The 17,527-nt window shown below is 72.4% G+C and carries 15 protein-coding genes and 1 pseudogene; 9 read left to right on the top strand and 7 right to left on the bottom strand.

Going from position 1 to position 17,527, the window contains the following annotated elements:
* Nucleotides 1–121 precede the first annotated feature (121 nt).
* The 5 genes from JFN87_RS07120 to JFN87_RS07140 all read left to right on the top strand — a co-directional run bounded on the left by JFN87_RS07120 (nucleotide 122) and on the right by JFN87_RS07140 (nucleotide 5,993).
* Nucleotides 122–919 carry an IclR family transcriptional regulator gene (locus JFN87_RS07120; protein WP_209339041.1) on the top strand — a complete coding sequence of 266 codons (798 nt, stop codon included), beginning with the start codon at nucleotides 122–124 and terminating at the stop codon, nucleotides 917–919.
* Between the two features lie 222 nt (nucleotides 920–1,141).
* Nucleotides 1,142–1,933 (top strand): MIP/aquaporin family protein, encoded by a 792-nt coding sequence (locus JFN87_RS07125; RefSeq protein ID WP_209339042.1) that lies wholly within the window; start codon nucleotides 1,142–1,144, stop codon nucleotides 1,931–1,933.
* Nucleotides 1,934–1,996: 63 nt separating this feature from the next.
* Entirely contained in the window at nucleotides 1,997–3,541 is a 1,545-nt protein-coding gene (gene glpK, locus JFN87_RS07130) for a glycerol kinase GlpK (protein WP_209339043.1), read from the top strand.
* Nucleotides 3,542–3,631: 90 nt separating this feature from the next.
* The gene (locus JFN87_RS07135) at nucleotides 3,632–5,245 is read left to right on the top strand and encodes a glycerol-3-phosphate dehydrogenase/oxidase (RefSeq protein ID WP_209339044.1); all 1,614 of its coding nucleotides are present in this window, start codon (nucleotides 3,632–3,634) and stop codon (nucleotides 5,243–5,245) included.
* 76 nt (nucleotides 5,246–5,321) lie between these two features.
* Nucleotides 5,322–5,993, top strand: a complete 672-nt coding sequence (locus JFN87_RS07140) for a FadR/GntR family transcriptional regulator (RefSeq protein WP_209339045.1) — start codon at nucleotides 5,322–5,324, stop codon at nucleotides 5,991–5,993.
* 146 nt (nucleotides 5,994–6,139) lie between these two features.
* Here JFN87_RS07140 and JFN87_RS07145 read toward each other — a convergent pair whose 3' ends face one another.
* The gene (locus tag JFN87_RS07145) at nucleotides 6,140–7,447 is read right to left on the bottom strand and encodes an enolase C-terminal domain-like protein (protein ID WP_209339046.1); all 1,308 of its coding nucleotides are present in this window, start codon (nucleotides 7,445–7,447) and stop codon (nucleotides 6,140–6,142) included.
* A gap of 257 nt (nucleotides 7,448–7,704) precedes the next feature.
* Between JFN87_RS07145 and JFN87_RS07150 the strand changes: the two genes are divergently transcribed.
* Complete coding sequence (locus tag JFN87_RS07150) at nucleotides 7,705–8,712, top strand: PAC2 family protein (protein WP_209339047.1); 1,008 nt, start codon at nucleotides 7,705–7,707, stop codon at nucleotides 8,710–8,712.
* A gap of 57 nt (nucleotides 8,713–8,769) precedes the next feature.
* Here the strand turns inward: JFN87_RS07150 and mshC are convergent, their stop codons facing one another.
* The 4 genes from mshC to JFN87_RS07170 all read right to left on the bottom strand — a co-directional run bounded on the left by mshC (nucleotide 8,770) and on the right by JFN87_RS07170 (nucleotide 12,382).
* On the bottom strand, nucleotides 8,770–9,999 hold the full coding sequence (gene mshC / locus JFN87_RS07155; RefSeq protein ID WP_209339048.1) for a cysteine--1-D-myo-inosityl 2-amino-2-deoxy-alpha-D-glucopyranoside ligase: 1,230 nt from the start codon (nucleotides 9,997–9,999) through the stop codon (nucleotides 8,770–8,772).
* A gap of 58 nt (nucleotides 10,000–10,057) precedes the next feature.
* Nucleotides 10,058–11,029, bottom strand: a complete 972-nt coding sequence (locus tag JFN87_RS07160; protein ID WP_209339049.1) for an SCO1664 family protein — start codon at nucleotides 11,027–11,029, stop codon at nucleotides 10,058–10,060.
* Entirely contained in the window at nucleotides 10,993–11,583 is a 591-nt protein-coding gene (locus tag JFN87_RS07165) for a DUF3090 domain-containing protein (RefSeq protein WP_209339050.1), read from the bottom strand. Before JFN87_RS07165 ends, JFN87_RS07160 begins: the two co-directional genes overlap by 37 nt.
* A 112-nt stretch (nucleotides 11,584–11,695) precedes the next feature.
* Complete coding sequence (locus JFN87_RS07170; RefSeq protein WP_209339051.1) at nucleotides 11,696–12,382, bottom strand: histidine phosphatase family protein; 687 nt, start codon at nucleotides 12,380–12,382, stop codon at nucleotides 11,696–11,698.
* A 73-nt stretch (nucleotides 12,383–12,455) separates the two neighbouring features.
* Between JFN87_RS07170 and JFN87_RS07175 the strand changes: the two genes are divergently transcribed.
* Nucleotides 12,456–13,472, top strand: coding sequence for a magnesium and cobalt transport protein CorA (locus JFN87_RS07175; protein ID WP_209339052.1), 1,017 nt, complete (start codon nucleotides 12,456–12,458; stop codon nucleotides 13,470–13,472).
* A gap of 10 nt (nucleotides 13,473–13,482) precedes the next feature.
* Here JFN87_RS07175 and JFN87_RS07180 read toward each other — a convergent pair whose 3' ends face one another.
* Both JFN87_RS07180 and JFN87_RS07185 read right to left on the bottom strand, forming a co-directional pair.
* On the bottom strand, nucleotides 13,483–14,274 hold the full coding sequence (locus tag JFN87_RS07180) for a ferritin-like domain-containing protein (RefSeq protein WP_209339053.1): 792 nt from the start codon (nucleotides 14,272–14,274) through the stop codon (nucleotides 13,483–13,485).
* A 607-nt stretch (nucleotides 14,275–14,881) separates the two neighbouring features.
* Complete coding sequence (locus JFN87_RS07185) at nucleotides 14,882–15,934, bottom strand: LLM class F420-dependent oxidoreductase (RefSeq protein ID WP_209339054.1); 1,053 nt, start codon at nucleotides 15,932–15,934, stop codon at nucleotides 14,882–14,884.
* 142 nt (nucleotides 15,935–16,076) lie between these two features.
* Here JFN87_RS07185 and JFN87_RS07190 point away from each other — a divergent pair, with 142 nt between their 5' ends.
* Together JFN87_RS07190 and JFN87_RS07195 are read left to right on the top strand one after the other, a co-directional pair.
* Complete coding sequence (locus JFN87_RS07190) at nucleotides 16,077–17,057, top strand: aldo/keto reductase (RefSeq protein WP_209339055.1); 981 nt, start codon at nucleotides 16,077–16,079, stop codon at nucleotides 17,055–17,057.
* Nucleotides 17,054–17,527 (top strand): annotated as a pseudogene (locus tag JFN87_RS07195) (DNA helicase RecD); the annotation flags it as partial. The gene JFN87_RS07190 and the pseudogene JFN87_RS07195, both read left to right, overlap by 4 nt.

Consider the following 17,527-nt stretch of genomic DNA (forward strand, 5'->3'; position numbering starts at 1 on the left):
GGACACGCGATGGCGGGCGGGGCGTCCACGGCGTGGGCGCGGCGGCGGGTAAGGCCCAGGAGACGAAGTCGGCATGGACCGATAGTGTTCAGCATTGTCGAATAAGGAACGGGGTCCGCAGATGGCGAAGAACATCCAGTCGCTCGAGCGGGCCGCGGCGATGCTGCGGCTGCTCGCGGGCGGGGAGCGCAGGCTCGGCCTGTCCGACATCGCGTCCTCGCTGGGGCTGGCGAAGGGCACGGCGCACGGCATCCTGCGCACGTTGCAGGCGGAGGGGTTCGTCGAGCAGGACGCGCTGTCGGGCCGCTATCAGCTGGGCGCCGAGCTGCTGCGCCTCGGCAACAGCTATCTGGACGTGCACGAGCTGCGCGCGCGTGCCCTGGTGTGGACGGACGATCTGGCGCGATCCAGCGGTGAGAGCGTCCATCTGGGTGTACTGCACCAGGGTGGCGTACTGGTCGTGCACCACGTCTTCCGGCCGGACGACAGCCGCCAGGTCCTGGAGGTGGGGGCCATGCAGCCGCTGTACTCCACGGCGCTCGGGAAGGTGCTCTGCGCCTTCGACCCGGTGGCCCACAGCGACGCGCTGGAGGCGGAGCGGCGCCCGCTGACGCCGCACACCGTCACGCTGCCGGAACGCTTCGAGGCGGAGCTGTCGGCCGTACGGGAGAAGGGCTGGGCCTCGGACGTCGAGGAGACCTGGCAGGGCGTGGCGGCCGTGGCCGCGCCCATCCGCGACCGGCACGGCATGGCCGTCGGCGCCATCGCGGCGACCGGCGCGACGGAGCGGATCTGCGATCCGGAGGGCGCCGGCGACCGCGGGGACGGCGGCCCCGGCCGGATCCGCACGGACCTCGTGGCGGCGGTGCGCGACTGCGCCCGCGCGGTGTCGCGCGACATCGGCAACGGGCGGTTTTGATCCGCATGGCGGATCATCGGAAGGGTGTGAGGTTCCGGCCACGGAACCCTTGACGACTATTGCTGACCGGACGAGACTGCCGTATATCGGTCGACATTGTCGAACGCCGTCTCTACCGGAGCCCGGGACGGTACGGCAAGGCGACCGGCAGCAAGTGCCCTGCATGAGGGCGCGGACCGCCGGAGATCCGGAGATCCGCCTTTCAGGACAAAGGAGTCTCGGGTGTCCAATCTCGACATATTCGTGGGCGAGACCAGCGGTACCGCCATGCTGATCCTGCTCGGCGGCGGTGTGGTCGCCGGTGTCGTGCTCAAGCGGTCGAAGGCGTTCGGCGCGGGCTGGGTGGCCATCAGCCTCGGCTGGGGCTTCGCCGTCATGGTCGGCGCCTACCTCTCCGCGCCGAAGTCCGCGGCGTCGCTGAATCCGGCGGTGACGCTGGGCCTCGCCATCCAGGGCGGGATCAAGTGGAGCGACGTGCCGCTCTACATAGGTTCCGAGATCCTGGGGGCGATGATCGGCGCCTTCCTGGTCTGGGTGGCCTACCTGGGGCAGTTCTCCGCGTTCCTCACCGATCCCCAGGTGCTCGCGCAGCAGCCGGCCGAGGAGGGGCTCGTCGACCAGAAGAGCGCGCCGAACGCGGGACCGGTGCTCGGCGTCTTCTCCACGGGCCCCGAGGTCCGCAACTACTGGCAGAACCTGCTGACCGAGATCATCGCCACGTTCGTGCTGGTCATCGCCATCCTCACGCAGGGACTCAACCAGAACGGCGACGGTCTCGGCCCGATCGGCATCCTGATCACCTCCTTCGTCGTGGTGGCCATCGGACTCTCGCTCGGCGGGCCGACCGGTTACGCCATCAACCCGGCCCGTGACCTGGGCCCCCGCATCGTCCACGCCCTCCTGCCGCTGCGGAACAAGGGCGGCTCGGACTGGAGCTACGCGTGGGTACCCGTACTCGGCCCCCTGGCGGGCGCGGCGCTCGCCGGCGGTTTCTACCAGCTCGCCTTCGCGTGAGCCGCATCGTCCCCCACCCTCCGACCCCACTTCACCTTCTCCGACGAAGCAGGAGCTGACACCGTGAGTGACAACACAGGGACTTCCTCCCACGGCACGGGCCCGTTCATCGCGGCCATCGACCAGGGCACGACGTCGAGTCGCTGCATCGTCTTCGACCGGGACGGCCGCATCGTGGCCGTCGACCAGAAGGAGCACGAGCAGATCTTCCCCAAGCCGGGCTGGGTGGAGCACAACGCGGCCGAGATCTGGACCAACGTCCAGGAGGTCGTGGCGGGCGCCATCGAGAAGGCCGGCATCACGCGGGACGACGTCAAGGCGATCGGCATCACCAACCAGCGCGAGACAACGCTGCTGTGGGACAAGAACACCGGCGAGCCGGTGCACAACGCCATCGTCTGGCAGGACACCCGCACCGACGCGCTCACCCGCGAGCTGGGCCGCAACGTGGGCGCCGACCGCTGGCGCCGGGAGACCGGCCTGCCGCTGTCCACCTACTTCGCCGGGCCCAAGGCGCGCTGGCTGCTGGACAACGTGGAGGGGCTGCGCGAGCGCGCCGAGCGCGGCGACATCCTGTTCGGCACGATGGACACCTGGACCATCTGGAACCTGACCGGCGGCACCAACGGCGGCGCGCACGTCACCGACGTCACCAACGCCTCCCGCACGATGCTCATGAACCTGCACACCATGGAGTGGGACGAGCGGATCTGCGAGTCCATGGGCGTGCCGTCCGTGATGCTCCCGGAGATCAGGTCGTCGGCCGAGGTGTACGGGAACGCGAAGGGCGGCGCCCTGGACGGCGTGCCCGTCGCGTCGGCGCTCGGCGACCAGCAGGCGGCGCTGTTCGGGCAGTGCTGCTTCACCGAGGGCGACGCCAAGTCGACCTACGGCACCGGCACCTTCATGCTGATGAACACCGCGGGCAAGCCGGTCAACTCCTACAACGGCCTGCTCACCACGGTCGGCTACCGCATCGGTGACGAGCCGGTGGTGTACGCGCTGGAGGGCTCCATCGCCGTCACCGGCGCGCTGGTGCAGTGGATGCGCGACCAGATGGGCCTGATCAAGACGGCCCCGGAGATCGAGACGCTGGCCTCGTCGGTCGAGGACAACGGCGGCGCCTATTTCGTGCCCGCGTTCTCCGGACTGTTCGCGCCGCACTGGGCGCCGGACGCGCGCGGTGTGATCGCCGGGCTCACCGGCTACGTCACGAAGGCGCACATCGCCAGGGCCGTCCTGGAGGCCACCGCCTGGCAGACGCGCGAGATCAGCGACGCCATGACCAAGGACTCGGGTGTCGAGCTGACGACCCTGAAGGTCGACGGCGGCATGACGGCCAACAACCTGCTCATGCAGACCCTCGCCGACGTGCTGGACTCGCCCGTCGTGCGGCCGCTGGTGGCCGAGACCACCGCGCTCGGCGCGGCCTACGCCGCCGGTCTCGCGGTCGGCTTCTGGCCGGACACCGACGCGTTGCGCGCCAACTGGCGCAGGGCCGCGGAGTGGACGCCGCAGATGGAGTCCGGCATCCGCGACCGCGAGTACAAGAACTGGCTCAAGGCCGTCGAGCGGACCAAGGGCTGGCTCGAGGACGACGGCAGCTGACACGGCGGCCGCGACACCCGGCCGCCGGCACCCCGGCGGCCGACGGAGCAACGAAGCCACAGCCGGTAGGCGGCTGATGAGGAGTACGCCATGAACACCACCCTGAGCAGCGCCCCGGCACTCGGGACGCACCTGGCCATCGGGTCCCTGCCGGCCCGGGCCGAGATCCGCGACCAGATGGACCGCGCGTCCTACGACCTGCTGGTGATCGGCGGCGGCATCCTGGGCATCTCCACGGCCTGGCACGCCTCGCAGTCGGGGCTCAGGGTGGCGCTGGTGGACAGCGGCGACTTCGCCGGGGCCACGTCCTCGGCGTCCTCCAAGCTGCTGCACGGCGGGCTGCGCTACCTGCAGACCGGCGCGGTGAAGCTGGTCGCGGAGAACCACTTCGAGCGCCGCGCCGTGGCGCAGCAGGTGGCGCCGCACCTGGCCAACCCGCTCACGTTCTACCTGCCCGTGTACCGCGGCGGCCCGCACGGCGCGGCCAAGCTGGGCGCCGGCGTCTTCGCCTACTCGGCGCTCTCCGCGTTCGGCGACGGCGTCGGCCACGTCATCAGCCCGGAGAAGGCCAGGCGTGCGGTGCCCGAGCTGCGCACGGAGGACCTGAAGGCCGTCGCCGTCTACGGGGACGACCAGATGAACGACGCGCGGATGGCGCTCATGACCGTGCGCGCCGCCGTCGACTCCGGCGCGGCCGTGCTCAACCACGCGGAGGTCACCGGGCTCAGGTTCACCGGCGGCCGCGTGACCGGCGCCGACCTCAAGGACCGTACGGACGGTAGCGAGTTCGGCGTGAACGCGCGGCTGGTCCTCAACGCGACGGGCCCCTGGGTCGACCACCTCAGGAAGATGGAGGACGCGGGCTCGGCGCCGTCCATCCGGCTGTCCAAGGGCGCGCACCTCGTGATGCGGCGGTCCGCGCCGTGGAACGCGGCGCTCGCCACGCCGATCGACAAGTACCGCATCACGTTCGCCCTGCCGTGGGAGGACATGCTCCTGCTCGGCACCACGGACGAGGAGTACGAGGGCGACCCGGCCGACGTGTCCGTCACCGAGAAGGACATCCGGCAGATCCTCGACGAGGCATCGCTGTCCGTGCGGGACCAGCAGCTCTCCCGGGACCTGATCGCGTACTCGTACGCGGGCCTGCGGGTGCTGCCCGGCGGCCCGGGCGGCACGTCCACCGCCAAGCGGGAGACGGTCGTGACCGAGGGCACCGGCGGCATGCTGTCGGTCGCGGGCGGCAAGTGGACGACGTTCCGGCACATCGGCCGCACCGTGCTGAAGAAGCTGGAGACGCTGCCTGGCCACCCGCTCGGGTCGGACATCCAGCCCGTCTCACAGCTGCCCAAGAAGATGCCGCTGCCCGGCATCGCCAACCCGCAGGCCGTGGCGCACCGGCTGCTCATCGACGAGGGCGTGGCCCAGGGCAGGCTCGCGCCCGACACGGCCAGGCACCTGGCGACCCACTACGGCACGCTCGCGTTCGACATCGCGCGCCTGGCGTACGAGAGCCCGGAGCTCGGCGAGCGCGTCCACCCGGACGCACCCGAGATCTGGGCCCAGGTGGTCTACGCGCGCGACCACGAGTGGGCGCAGACAGCCGATGACGTGCTGCGCCGCCGCACCACGCTGACCATCAGGGGCCTCGACACGGACGAGGTCAGGGCGAAGGTGGAGGAGACGCTCACCCGCCGGGGCTGAGGCACCGCGTATCCGCCCCTGACGGGAAGGCCCGGCGCATAATGGGGCGGATACATCGGATGTCTGGAGGTCGCGCGTGGCTGTCACCGACGAGGCGATAGAGAAGATCAAGGGAATGATCGTCTCCGGTGCGCTGCGCCCGGGTGACCGCCTGCCCAAGGAGAGCGAACTGGCGGCCGGACTCGGCCTGTCGAGGAACTCCCTGCGGGAGGCGGTGCGCGCGCTCGCCCTGATGCGCATCCTCGACGTGCGGCAGGGCGACGGCACGTACGTCACGAGCCTCGACCCCCAACTGCTGCTCGAGGCGCTGAGCTTCGTGGTGGACTTCCACCGCGACGACACCGTCCTCGAATTCCTGGCGGTGCGCCGCATCCTGGAGCCGGCCGCGACGGCGATGGCGAGCGCGCGGATCACCGAGGAGGAGCTCGCGGTGCTCGACCGCGGGCTCGACGCGCTGGGCGCCGAGCCGTCCGTCGAGGAACTGGTCGCCTCCGACCTGGACTTCCACCGCGGCATCGTGCAGGCGTCCGGCAACTCCGTGCTCCACTCGCTCCTCGACGGCCTCTCGGGCCCGACGACCAGGGCGCGGATATGGCGCGGCCTGACCCAGCAGGACGCCGTCAGCCGCACCCTGCACGAGCACCGGGCGATCCTCGCCGCGCTGCGCGACCGGGACGCGGAGGCGGCCAGGTCATGGGCGACGGTGCACATCGCGAGCGTGGAGATGTGGCTGCGCTCGACGCTGTGACGGCACTCGACGCCGTGACGGCGCGGCTCGTCGTGGTCGGTGGGTCCTGCCTTCTGCGGGTCGGCGGGCTGCGAGATCGTCGCGTCGAGGCTCCCCCCACGGTGTCTCGGAGCATGGTCGTCCCGTCCTTGGTGGAGTGTGTCGGCTCAGGTGGCGGTGCGGCGGGCCTGCCAGACCGGCCCGTCCGGGTAGCTGTGCGCGGCGATCGACCGGGGCAGCATCCTGGCGGAGAAGCCGGGTGCCGTGGGCGCCAGGTAGCGGCCCGAGACGATCCGCACGGGATCCTCGAAGTGCTCGTGCAGGTGGTCGACGTACTCGATGACCCGTCCCTCCCTCGTGCCGGAGACGGCGACGTAGTCGAACATCGAGAGGTGCTGGACGAGTTCGCACAGGCCGACGCCGCCCGCGTGCGGGCACACCGGCACCCCGTACTTGGCGGCCAGCAGCAGGATGGCCACGTTCTCGTTGACGCCGGCCACGCGCGCCGCGTCGATCTGGACGAAGTCGACGGCGCCGGCCTGCAGCAGCTGCTTGAACACGACCCGGTTGGCGACGTGCTCGCCGGTGGCGACCCGTACCGGCTGGCCCGATCTGATGGCGGCGTGGCCGAGCACGTCGTCGGGGCTGGTGGGTTCCTCGATCCAGTGCGGCTCGTAGGGCGCGAGCGCCGCCATCCAGCGCAGCGCGTCGGGGACGTCCCAGCGCTGGTTGGCGTCGACGGCGATCCGCACGGAAGGGCCGACGGCGGCGCGGGCGAGCTTCATCCGCCGCACGTCGTCGTCGATGTCGCAGCCGACCTTGAGCTTGATCTGCCGGAACCCGTCGGCGACTGCCTGCCGGGCGAGCGCGACCAGCTTGTCGTCCGGGTAGCCGATCCACCCCGGTGACGTGGTGTACGCCGGGTAGCCCTCCGCCCGCAGCGCGGCGGTGCGTTCGGCGCGGCCGGGCCGGGCCGCGCGCAGGATCTCCAGGGCCTCGTCCGGTGTGAGCGCGTCGGTCAGGTAGCGGAAGTCGACCAGCGAGACGATCTCCTCGGGCGTCATGGCGGACAGGAACTCCCATACGGGCTGGCCCGCCTGGCGTGCCGCGAGGTCCCAGGCCGCGTTGACGACGGCACCCGCGGCCATGTGCATCACGCCCTTCTCGGGTCCCAGCCAGCGCAGTTGGGAGTCGTGCGTCAGGTCGTGGTGGAGCGCGGCGAGTTGGGCAGCGGTCCTGGGGGCCTGTCTGCCGAGGACGTAGCCGCGCAGCGCCTCGATCGCGGTGGCCGTCACGTCGTTGCCGCGGCCGATCGTGAAGCAGAAGCCGTGCCCTTCCGCGCCGCCCTCGGTACGCAGGACGACGTACGCCGCCGAGTAGTCGGGGTCCGGATTCATGGCGTCGGAGCCGTCGAGCCGCTCGGAGGTGGGAAAACGGATGTCGTGGACCTCGAACCCGGTGACGCTCTGGCTCATGCACGCGCTCCTTCGAGCAGCGGAGGGACATCGGACCTCTCGGTCATCCGATGTATAGCGTCGCCAACGAGGGAGCGTCCAGAGCTTGGACGCGATTGGACGTCCAGGGATCGGATGAATCGTCGGCAAACGGGACCCACCCGGCGGCCGTACCGGATGTGCGCCGGTGCACGCCCGGCGTACCGGATACGGCGGACGGGCAGCTGTGAACCCGTAAGGTTGGTTCGTACGGCGAAGAACTTCGGAAGGAGGCCTGGGTGATCGAGCTCGAGGGGGTTCCCGAGCTGATCGACCCGGTCATGGTGGCCGCGTTCGAGGGCTGGAACGATGCCGGGGACGCGGCGTCCACGGCGGTGGCCCACCTGGACCGGGAGTGGAAGGGCGAGGTGTTCGCGGCGCTCGACGCCGAGGACTACTACGACTTCCAGGTCAACCGGCCCACCGTGTTCACGGAAGGCGGCACGCGCAAGGTCCAGTGGCCGTCGACGCGCCTTTCCGTGGTGCGCGTGAAGGGGGAGACCCCGCGCGACCTGGTGCTGGTGCGCGGGATCGAGCCGTCGATGCGCTGGCGTTCCTTCTGCAACGAGATCCTGGGCTTCGCCCACGAGCTGGGTGTGGAGCTGGTCGTCATCCTGGGGGCTCTGCTGGGTGACACCCCGCACACGAGGCCGGTGCCGGTCAGCGGTGTCACCTCCGATCCGGCGCTCGCGCGCACCATGGATCTGGAGGAGACCAAGTACGAGGGGCCCACGGGCATCGTCGGCATCCTCCAGGAGGCGTGCACGCACGTGGGGGTGCCGGCGGTGAGCCTGTGGGCCGCGGTGCCGCACTACGTGTCACAGCCGCCCAACCCGAAGGCCACGCTGGCGCTGCTGAACCGTCTCGAGGACCTGCTCGGCGTCCGCGTCCCGCTGGGCGAGTTGACGGAGGACGCGCGCGCCTGGCAGCTGGGCGTGGACCAACTCGCCTCCGAGGACAGCGAGGTGGCGGAGTACGTGCAGTCGCTCGAAGAGGCCCGGGACACCGCCGAGTTGCCGGAGGCTTCGGGCGAGGCGATCGCCAGGGAGTTCGAGCGGTACCTCAGGCGGCGGGACGGCGAGCCGGGCAGGGGCGGTCAGAACCGGGCGACCGACGGCGGCACGGGCCGTACGTGGCCCAAGCCGCCGAGGAGCGGCCACGACCGGGACCAGGAGCCCGGCGGGGACGACAGCGATCCCGGCGAGTCCAGCGACCCCGGCGAGTCCGGCGAGTCATCGGAGGACTGACACCGGGCGTCCGGTGCGGGAGACACTTCCGCACCGGACGCGTGGCGGTCGGTGGTGTCAGAGCGCCACGCCGAGCAGCGCGTCCACGGTTCGGGTGACGAGCCCGGTGGCGCCCTCGTCCGTGCCGCCCCCGGTCTCCTGGCGCTCCACCCAGCGGTCCACGGCGGCGAGCGCCGCCGGCGCGTCGAGGTCGTCGGCGAGCGCCGCGCGCACCTCGTCGACCAGGCCGTCCGCGGCCGGGCCCGCGGGGCGGGAGACGGCGGCGCGCCAGCGCTCGAGCCTGGCCACGGCCTCGGCGAGCACCTGCTCCGTCCACATCCAGTCGGAGCGGTAGTGGTGGGCGTGCAGGGCCAGCCTGATGGCCGCCGGGTCCACACCCTCCTTGCGCAGCGTGGAGACGAAGACCAGGTTGCCCTTGGACTTCGACATCTTCTCACCGTCGAGGCCCACCATGCCCGCGTGCACGTACGACTTCGCGAAGGGGCGCTCGCCCGTCAGCACCTGCGCATGCGAGGCGCCCATCTCGTGGTGCGGGAAGGCGAGATCGCTGCCGCCGCCCTGCACGTCGAAGTCCATGCCCAGGTGGTCGAGCGCGATGGCCACGCACTCGATGTGCCAGCCGGGGCGGCCGGGGCCGAGGCCGGCGCCGTCCCAGCTGGGCTCGCCGGGGCGCGCCGCCATCCACAGCATCGGGTCGAGCGGGTTCTTCTTGCCGGGGCGGTCGGGGTCGCCGCCGCGCTCGCCGAACAGCAGCCGCATGGCGGCGGCGTCGAGGCGCGAGACCTGGCCGAAGTCGGGGTCGCTCGCCACGGAGAAGTACGTGTCGCCCTCCAACTCGTAGGCGGCGCCCGCCTCGCGGAGGCGCTCCACCAGCGGCACGATGCGGGGGATGGCCTCCACGGCGCCGACGTAGTGCTCGGGCGGCAGGATGCGCAGCGCCGTCATGTCCTCGCGGAACAGCGTGGTCTCGCGCTCGGCCAGTGCCGTCCAGTCCTCGCCGTCGCGCTCCGCGCGCTCCAGCAGCGGGTCGTCCACGTCCGTCACGTTCTGCACGTAGACGACCTGCCGGCCGCTGTCGAGCCACACGCGCTGCACGAGGTCGAAGGCGTTGTAGGTCGCCGCGTGGCCCATGTGGGTCGCGTCGTACGGCGTGATGCCGCAGACGTATATCCGGGCGACGGGGCCGGGGCTGAGCGTGACTTCGGAGTCCGTCGAGGTGTCGTGGATCCGGATGTCGCGGCCCTTGCCGGGCAGGGCGGGGACTTCGGAGGCTGGCCAGGCATGCATGCCATGAGCCTAACCGGACGCGGTATCCGGATACGACCCGGACAGCGGGCCCGTCCCGTCAGACGGGTGGCCAGGGGATGGCGGGCCACTGCCCTGACGGCTCGGGGTGGCGGCCCGTGTGGCGCAGGTCACGGACGCGCTCGCGCAGTGCGCCGCACTCGGCGGGCGTGATCAGCGTCGCGAGGCGCGTCGCGAGGGGCGCGCCCTCCGCGAGGGCGTCCGCGAGGCGCCCGAGGGCCGCGAGCGCCTCCTCGGGCAGCGGTTCGCCCGCCCATCCCCACAGCAGCGTGCGCAGCTTGTCGTCCACGTTGAACGTGACGCCGTGGTCGATGGCGTGCAGCCGCCCGTCCGGCCCGGTCAGCAGGTGCCCGCCCTTGCGGTCGCCGTTGTTGATCACGGCGTCCAGCACGGCGAGGCGGCGGAGCCGCTCGTCGTCCGCGTGCACGAGCAGCGCGGTCCTGCCCTCGCCGACCTCGGCGAGCCCGATGGCCTTCCAGCCGTCGACGGGCTCCTCGCCGTCCATGAGGGCCAGCAGGGGCGTCAGCAGCGTGACGGCCGCCGGCGGGTCTCCGGCGCCGGACTCCGCGCCGCTCTCCTCGTTGACGGGCTCGTCGCTGCCGGGCTCCTCGGCTGCCGCCTCCTCGTCGGCCGGCTCCTCGTCGGCCGGCCGCTCCTCGATCCAGAGCTGGCACATGCCCTCGCCGTACGGGCCCTCGCGCAGGACCGTCGGGGGCACCAGGCCCCAGCCCATCGCCTCCGACACCTCGTACGCGGCGACCTCGCGCTGCGCGAGCGTGCCGTCGGGGAAGTCCCACAGGGGCCGCTCCCCCGCGACCGGCTTGTAGACGCAGGCCGCCTCGGCGCCCTCGTACGCGACGGTGCAGTACAGCACCGCGTTGGACGCCTCGCGGATCCGGCCGTGCACCGTCAGCTCGCCCTTGCCCAGCAGGTCGGTCACCCCGGCCCGCTCCCCCCTTCGCACGTCCGCACCCGTCACGCGCTCCGCCGGTATCCGTTCTGACGCGGGCACACGTGTCCTTCCGGGTCGAGCGGCAGGCTGCACAGCGGGCACGGCGGGCGTCCCGCGTTGACGACGTGCAGCGCGCGCTTGGCGAACGCCCTGGCCTGCGCGCCGGACAGGCGGACCCGCAGCATCGGCGGGCCGTTCTCCTCGTCCTGGAGCAGCGCCTCCTCGGCCTCGGCGAGGTCCTCGTCGCTCTCGGCGTCGAGTTCGACGAGCGCCTGCGCCTCGACGATCATGCGCTGCTCGTCGCCGTCCCAGGCGAGTGCCATCGTGCCGACGCGGAACTCCTCCTCGATCGGCACGTCGAGCGGGGCGGAGTCCCCGACGTCGGACGGCGCGACGGCGGGGACGGGCGCGTTGCCGCCGCTGCGCCGCACGACCTCGTCGAGCAGTTCGTCGATTCGCTCGGCGAGCGCGGCGACCTGAGTCTTCTCCAGGGCGACGCTGGTCACGCGTCCGGAGGCCGACGCCTGCAGGAAGAACGTACGGCGTCCAGGCAGCCCGACCGTACCGGCCACGAAGCGGTCCGGCGGGTCGTAGAGGAACACCTGACGGGACACGTCCTGATCTCCCTTGGGAAGTCGCGGAAAAGTCTGTGGTGCGGCGATCGGGGCAGCCGGGTCCACGGCCGGTGACGCGCGCACGGCGCGTCCACCCTACTGCGCCGGGAGATCACGGCGCGCCCGCGCCGCCCCCCACCGTTCCCGGGCCGTCGCCTTCGGCCTCGCGCGGCACCAGGGCGCCGAGATCGGCCGTGTCGCCGAGCTTGAGGAGGAAGGGCCGCAGCCGGGTGTAGGACAGGGCCGTCACCGAGCAGGGGTCGGCGTGCAGCCGCTGGAAGAGGTCGAGGTGCATGCCGAGCGCGTCCGCGACGATCGATTTGATGATGTCGCCGTGCGAGCACATCAGGAAGACGGCCTTCTCGCCGTGCTCGCGCTCGACCCGCTCGTTCCACTCCCGTACGCAGGCGACGGCGCGTGCCTGCATGGCGCGCATGGACTCGCCGCCGGGGAACACCGCGGCGGAGGGGTGCTGCTGCACGACCTCCATGAGCGGTTCCTCGCCGAGCTCGGACAGCTTGCGGCCGGTCCAGTCGCCGTAGTCGCACTCGCTGATCCGCTCGTCCGTCACCAGCTCCGTGCCGGGGCGCGCGTCCAGCAGGGGCCGCAGGGTCTGGGTGCACCGCTGGAGCGGGCTGGAGACGACGGCGGCGAACGGGATGCCGTCGAGGCGCGCGGGCAGTGCGGCCGCCTGCGCGGCGCCGCGCTCGTCCAGCTCGACCCCGGGCGTGCGGCCCGCGAGCAGGCCCGAGGTGTTGGCGGTGGAGCGTCCATGACGTACGAGGATCAGCGTGGCCATGGCCGCCAGCGTAGCCACCCGTCGCGGGACACCGGGTGGCGCCGGGGGCGTGCGCGGGGGACGAGCGGGAAGAATGCCTCGCGTGATCGTGGACTGTGCCATTTACCGCAACGGCTGCCGCACGCACGGGCCCGAGGACTTCTCGGACGCCCTGGAGCAGGCGCGCGCCACCGGGGACGCCTTCCTCTGGATCGGGCTGCACGAGCCGACGGAGAAGGAGTTCGCCCAGGTGACGGACGAGTTCGGGCTGCACCCGCTCGCCGTGGAGGACGCGCTCAAGGCGCACCAGCGGCCCAAGCTCGAGGTGTACGACGACTCGCTGTTCATGGTGCTCAAGCCCACCACGTACGAGCCGCGGCACGACAAGGTCACCACGGGCGAGCTGATGGTCTTCATCGGGGATTCCTTCGTCGTCACGGTCAGGCACGGCCACGGGGCCGCCCTGAGCTCCGTGCGCGAGCACCTGGAGGACCAGCCCGACATCATGCGCAACGGCCCCACGGCGGTGCTCTACGCCGTGAGCGACGCGGTGGTGGACAACTACATCGAGGTCGCCGCCGAGCTCCAGATCGACCTGGAGGAGGTCGAGGCGGAGGTCTTCGCGCCGGCGTCCGACAACGGCGGCGGCAGGGGCGCGGCCGGCGCCAAGACGACGGCCGCGCGGATCTACGACTTCAAGCGCCAGGTGCTGGAGTTCCGCCGGGCCACCGGGCCGCTCGCGGGGCCGATGCAGAAGCTGGCGGGTGCCGGGACGCCGTTCGTGCACGAGGAGGCGCGTCCGTTCTTCCGCGACGTCAACGACCACCTGACGCGCGCGAACGAGCTGGTGGAGGGTCTTGACCGGCTGCTGTCCGACATCCTGTCGGCGCATCTGGCGCAGATGGGCGTGCGGCAGAACGACGACATGCGCAAGATCTCGGCGTGGGCCGCCATGGCCGCGGTGCCGACGATGGTGGCGGGCATCTACGGCATGAACTTCCACCACATGCCCGAGCTGAGCTGGGTGTGGGCGTACCCGGCGGTGATCGCGCTGATGCTGGTGGTCGTCTGGGGGCTGCACCGGCAGTTCAAGCGGCGCGGCTGGCTGTGAGCCGGCGGTCTCACAGCGCGGGGGCGGCGATCTCCTGGCCGCCCAGGGCGTCGCGGCGCTCGGGTACGGGCCGGGTGAGGCGCGTCATCCTGCGCCAGCCGCCGAGCCGCTCGAACGCGTACATCGCGTTGATCCCCGCGGCGAGCGCGGCCGCCTTGGGCGCGGGCCAGCCGAGGATGCGGCCCATGTGGTCCATGACGGCGAGGCTGACCGTGCGGTAGGTGCGCATCTCCGCGCGTGCGCACTCGACGAGGGCGTCCAGGATGAACCGGCCGCGGCCCTCGGCCGCCAGGCGCAGCAACTCCTCGTGGCAGTAGGCGAGGTGGTTGTCCTCGTCGTTGCTGATCACCTTCACGGCCTTCCCGACGTCGGGGTCGTCGGCGAAGTGCTTCTTCAGCATGTCCATCTGGTCGCTGGCCCGCTGCTCCGTGACGCGGCTGTGCGCCAGGTAGACCAGGACGTCCTGCTCGGTGAGCGGCTCGTCGCGGCGCAGCTTGTCGTGGGCGAGGCCGATGCCCTGCCGTTCGAGCAGGGCGGTGTAGTCCGTCTCGGGCGGCACCTCGACGGGTTCGAGGCCGCGCTTCTTGAGGAGGGCGTGGAAGATCCGGCCGTGCTTATCCTCGTCGGCGCCGTGACGCGTGATCTTGGGGGCGAGCGCGCGCATGCTGTCGGGCACCAGGGCGGCGATGCGCCCGTTCTCCCACCCGCCCTGCGCCTCGCCGGAGGCGGCGATGGAGCAGAAGAGCTGGTAGGCGCGGTCGTCGTCGACCATTTCCCGGAACAGGCTGTGGGCCGAGAGCATCGCTGGTACCTCCGTCGTAAAGGTGTACGCAGACAACGAGTCAAACGGCGTGCCGGGGCCCGGGCAACAGCTGGCGGCCGGGGCTCGGCCGAAAGAAGGACGGCCCGCTTCCGTAACCGCGCGCGGCTTGTACCCGTTGTGCCGGGTGGACGGCGGCCGTGGCGGGGAGACCCCCGAGCCCCCACCACGGCCGCGCACGCACCACGCGGCAGCGCGCATGCATGCGCGCCGCGGCGGGCGGCGCCCGCCGGCGCAATCACCGCCCGCGCCACGCCGGCGGAACCGGCCGGCCCGCCGTACGGCCGGGGCCGAGCGCCCCAGCCCCGCGCACCGCACGGGCGAGAGCCAGTCCTGCCGCGCAGGACGGGACGGGCGTCCCGGGTTCGGGCGCCTTGGGCGCGCCCTGGCGCCCCGCAGGGGTGCCGCCCGCTGGGGGCGTGTGCCGCCACCGCGGCAACCGGCCGGTCCCGCCGCGCAGGCGGGGCCGGGCATCCGGATTGCCCGGCGGCACGCCGGGGCGTTGCACGGCGCCGGACGACGCAGGGCGGGCGCCACGGGCGTGGTCCGGCGTTCTGGCCGAGTACGAGTAGCGAGCGCGCGGCGCCCGCTACTCGGCCAGGCCCGCTCGCTCCAGGGCGTCCACGCCCGCGCGCAGTGACGCGACGCGCTGCTCCAGGGTGAGGCCCGCGGGCGCGAGGGTGAGGGTGGTGACGCCCACCCCCGCGTAGGCCTGCATGCGGTCCGCGATCCGCTCGACGGAGCCCAGCAGCGTCGTCGAGTCGATCAGCTGCTGCGGCACGGCCGCCGCGGCGCCCGCCTTGTCGCCCGTCAGGTACTTGTCCTGGATCTCGGCGGCCTCCTTCTCGTAGCCCATGCGGCCGGCGAGCCGGTTGTAGAAGTTCTGCCGCCTGCTGCCCATGCCGCCCACGTACAGGGCCGTGTAGGGCCGGAACTGGTCCGCGAGCGCGGAGACGTCGTCGCCGACGGCCAGCGGCACGGTCGGGCAGACGTCGAAGCCGTCCATCGTCAGCCCCGCCTTCTCCCGGCCCGCGCGCAGGTGCGTGAGCGCGGTCTCCTCCAGGTGCTCGGCGGCGGGGAAGATCAGCAGCGCGCCGTCCGCGATCTCGCCCGTCTGCTCCAGGTTCTTCGGCCCGATCGCCGCGATGTACAGCGGGATGTGCTCGCGCTGCGGGTGGACGGTCAGCTTGAGCGGCTTGCCGGGCCCGCCGGGCAGGGGCAGCGTGAAGTGCTCGCCCTCGTAGGAGACCCGGTCGCGCGCCATCGCCCTGCGCACGATCTCGACGTACTCGCGCGTCCTGGCGAGCGGCTTGTCGAACTTCACGCCGTACCAGCCCTCGGAGACCTGCGGCCCCGAGACGCCGAGGCCCAGGCGGAAGCGGCCGCCGGAGAGCGAGTCGAGCGTGGCCGCGGTCATCGCCGTCGTGGCGGGCCGGCGTGCCGGGATCTGCATGATCGCGGAGCCGATGTCGATGCTCTCCGTCCGCGCCGCCACCCAGGACAGCACGGTGGGCGCGTCGGAGCCGTACGCCTCGGCCGCCCAGCACACGTCGTAGCCGAGCCGGTCGGCCTCCTGCGCGACGGCCAGGTTGTCGCCGTCCATCCCCGCACCCCAGTACCCGAGGTTGATGCCGAGCCGCATACCCGCACCCGCTCCCTAGTTCGCTACTCGCCAGTAATGTGTTGCACGGACGGACTCTAGCGCGCCCACCTCGCCCCCGTCAGCGACCCGTTGTCCACAGGCCTTCCTCCGCACCGCCTCCCGGCCAGTAATCTCAGCCCCCATGGAGCAGAGGCATCTCGGCAGTACGGGACTGCGCGTGTCCCGCATCGGGCTCGGCACCCTGACATGGGGCAGGGACACCGGCGAGCACGACGCGGCCGGCCAGTTGAAGGCCTTCTGGGAAGCGGGCGGCACGCTGATCGACACGGCGGACGTGTACGGCGGCGGCGACGCCGAGTACCTGCTCGGGCAGCTCGTGGAGCGGCTGGTGCCCCGCCGCGACCTGGTCATCGCCACGAAGGCGGGCAGCGTGCCCGACCCCGACCGCCGGTTCGACGGCTCGCGCGGCCACCTGCTCGCGGCGCTCGACGCCTCCCTCGACCGGCTCGGCACGGATTACGTGGACCTGTGGCAGATCCACGCGTTCGACGCCGAGACCCCGCTGGACGAGACGCTGCAGGCGCTGGACATCGCCGTCACCAGCGGCCGCGCGCGCTACGCGGGCGTGTCGAACTTCTGCGGCTGGCAGCTCGCCAAGGCCGCGACCTGGCAGCTCGCGTCGCCCGGCATACGCACGCGCCTCGCCAGCACGCAGATGGAGTACTCGCTGCTCCAGCGCGGCGTGGAGCGCGAGGTGCTGCCGGCCGCGCTGGACCTGGGCGTCGGGCTGCTGCCTTCGTCCCCGCTCGGGCGGGGCGTGCTGACGGGCAAGTACCGGCATGCGACGCCGCCCGAGTCGCGGGGCGCGACGGACATGGCGATGTTCGTGGAGCCGTACCTCGACGGCGCGGCGAGCCGGGTCGTCGACGCCGTCGTCACGGCGGCGGACGGCCTGGCGACGAGCCCGCTCGCGGTGGCGCTCGCGTGGGTGCGCGACCGTCCCGGCGTGGTGGCCCCGGTCGTCGGCGCGCGCAACGCGCAGCAGCTCACGGAGGCCTTGTCAGTGGAGGGCCTTAGTCTTCCTGACGAGATCCGCCGGGCGCTGGACGACGTGTCGGCCCCGGTGCACCACTATCCCGACCAGGACTGGAGCACGCTGTGACGACGGACCGCGAACCGGAGGAGGAGCCCGCCGGCGCCGCGGACGCGCGGGCCGCGGGGGAGGCGGAGGACGCGGAGGAGACGGAGGCCGCTGACGTCGAGCAGGGCACTGCCTCGGACGGCGAGCAGGGCACTGATGCGGACGGCGCGGACGGTACGGCGCAGGCGGGCGAGGCCCAGGTGAGCGAGGCGCAGGCCGAGCTGGCCGCCCAGCGCGAGCTGCGCGCCCGCATCGAGCAGCGCAAGGCCGACAGGTCGGGTCCGGTCGCCGCGGGCGGGAAGCTGAGCGGGCAGGCCGCCGATCTGCTGGCCGCCGTGCGGGCCGTCGAGAGCGGCGGCACGCCGGACCCTGCCGTCCTGCGTGCCGCCGCCCCCGCCAAGGAGCGCCCGGCGTCCGCGCCTGCCGCCGCCGTCCCGGCGCCGACGCCCGCCCCTTCGGCCCCGGCAGGCCCCTCCGCGCCGCCCGCGGAG

Source organism: Streptomyces montanisoli (genome assembly GCF_017813245.1).
GTDB lineage: Bacteria > Actinomycetota > Actinomycetes > Streptomycetales > Streptomycetaceae > Streptomyces > Streptomyces montanisoli.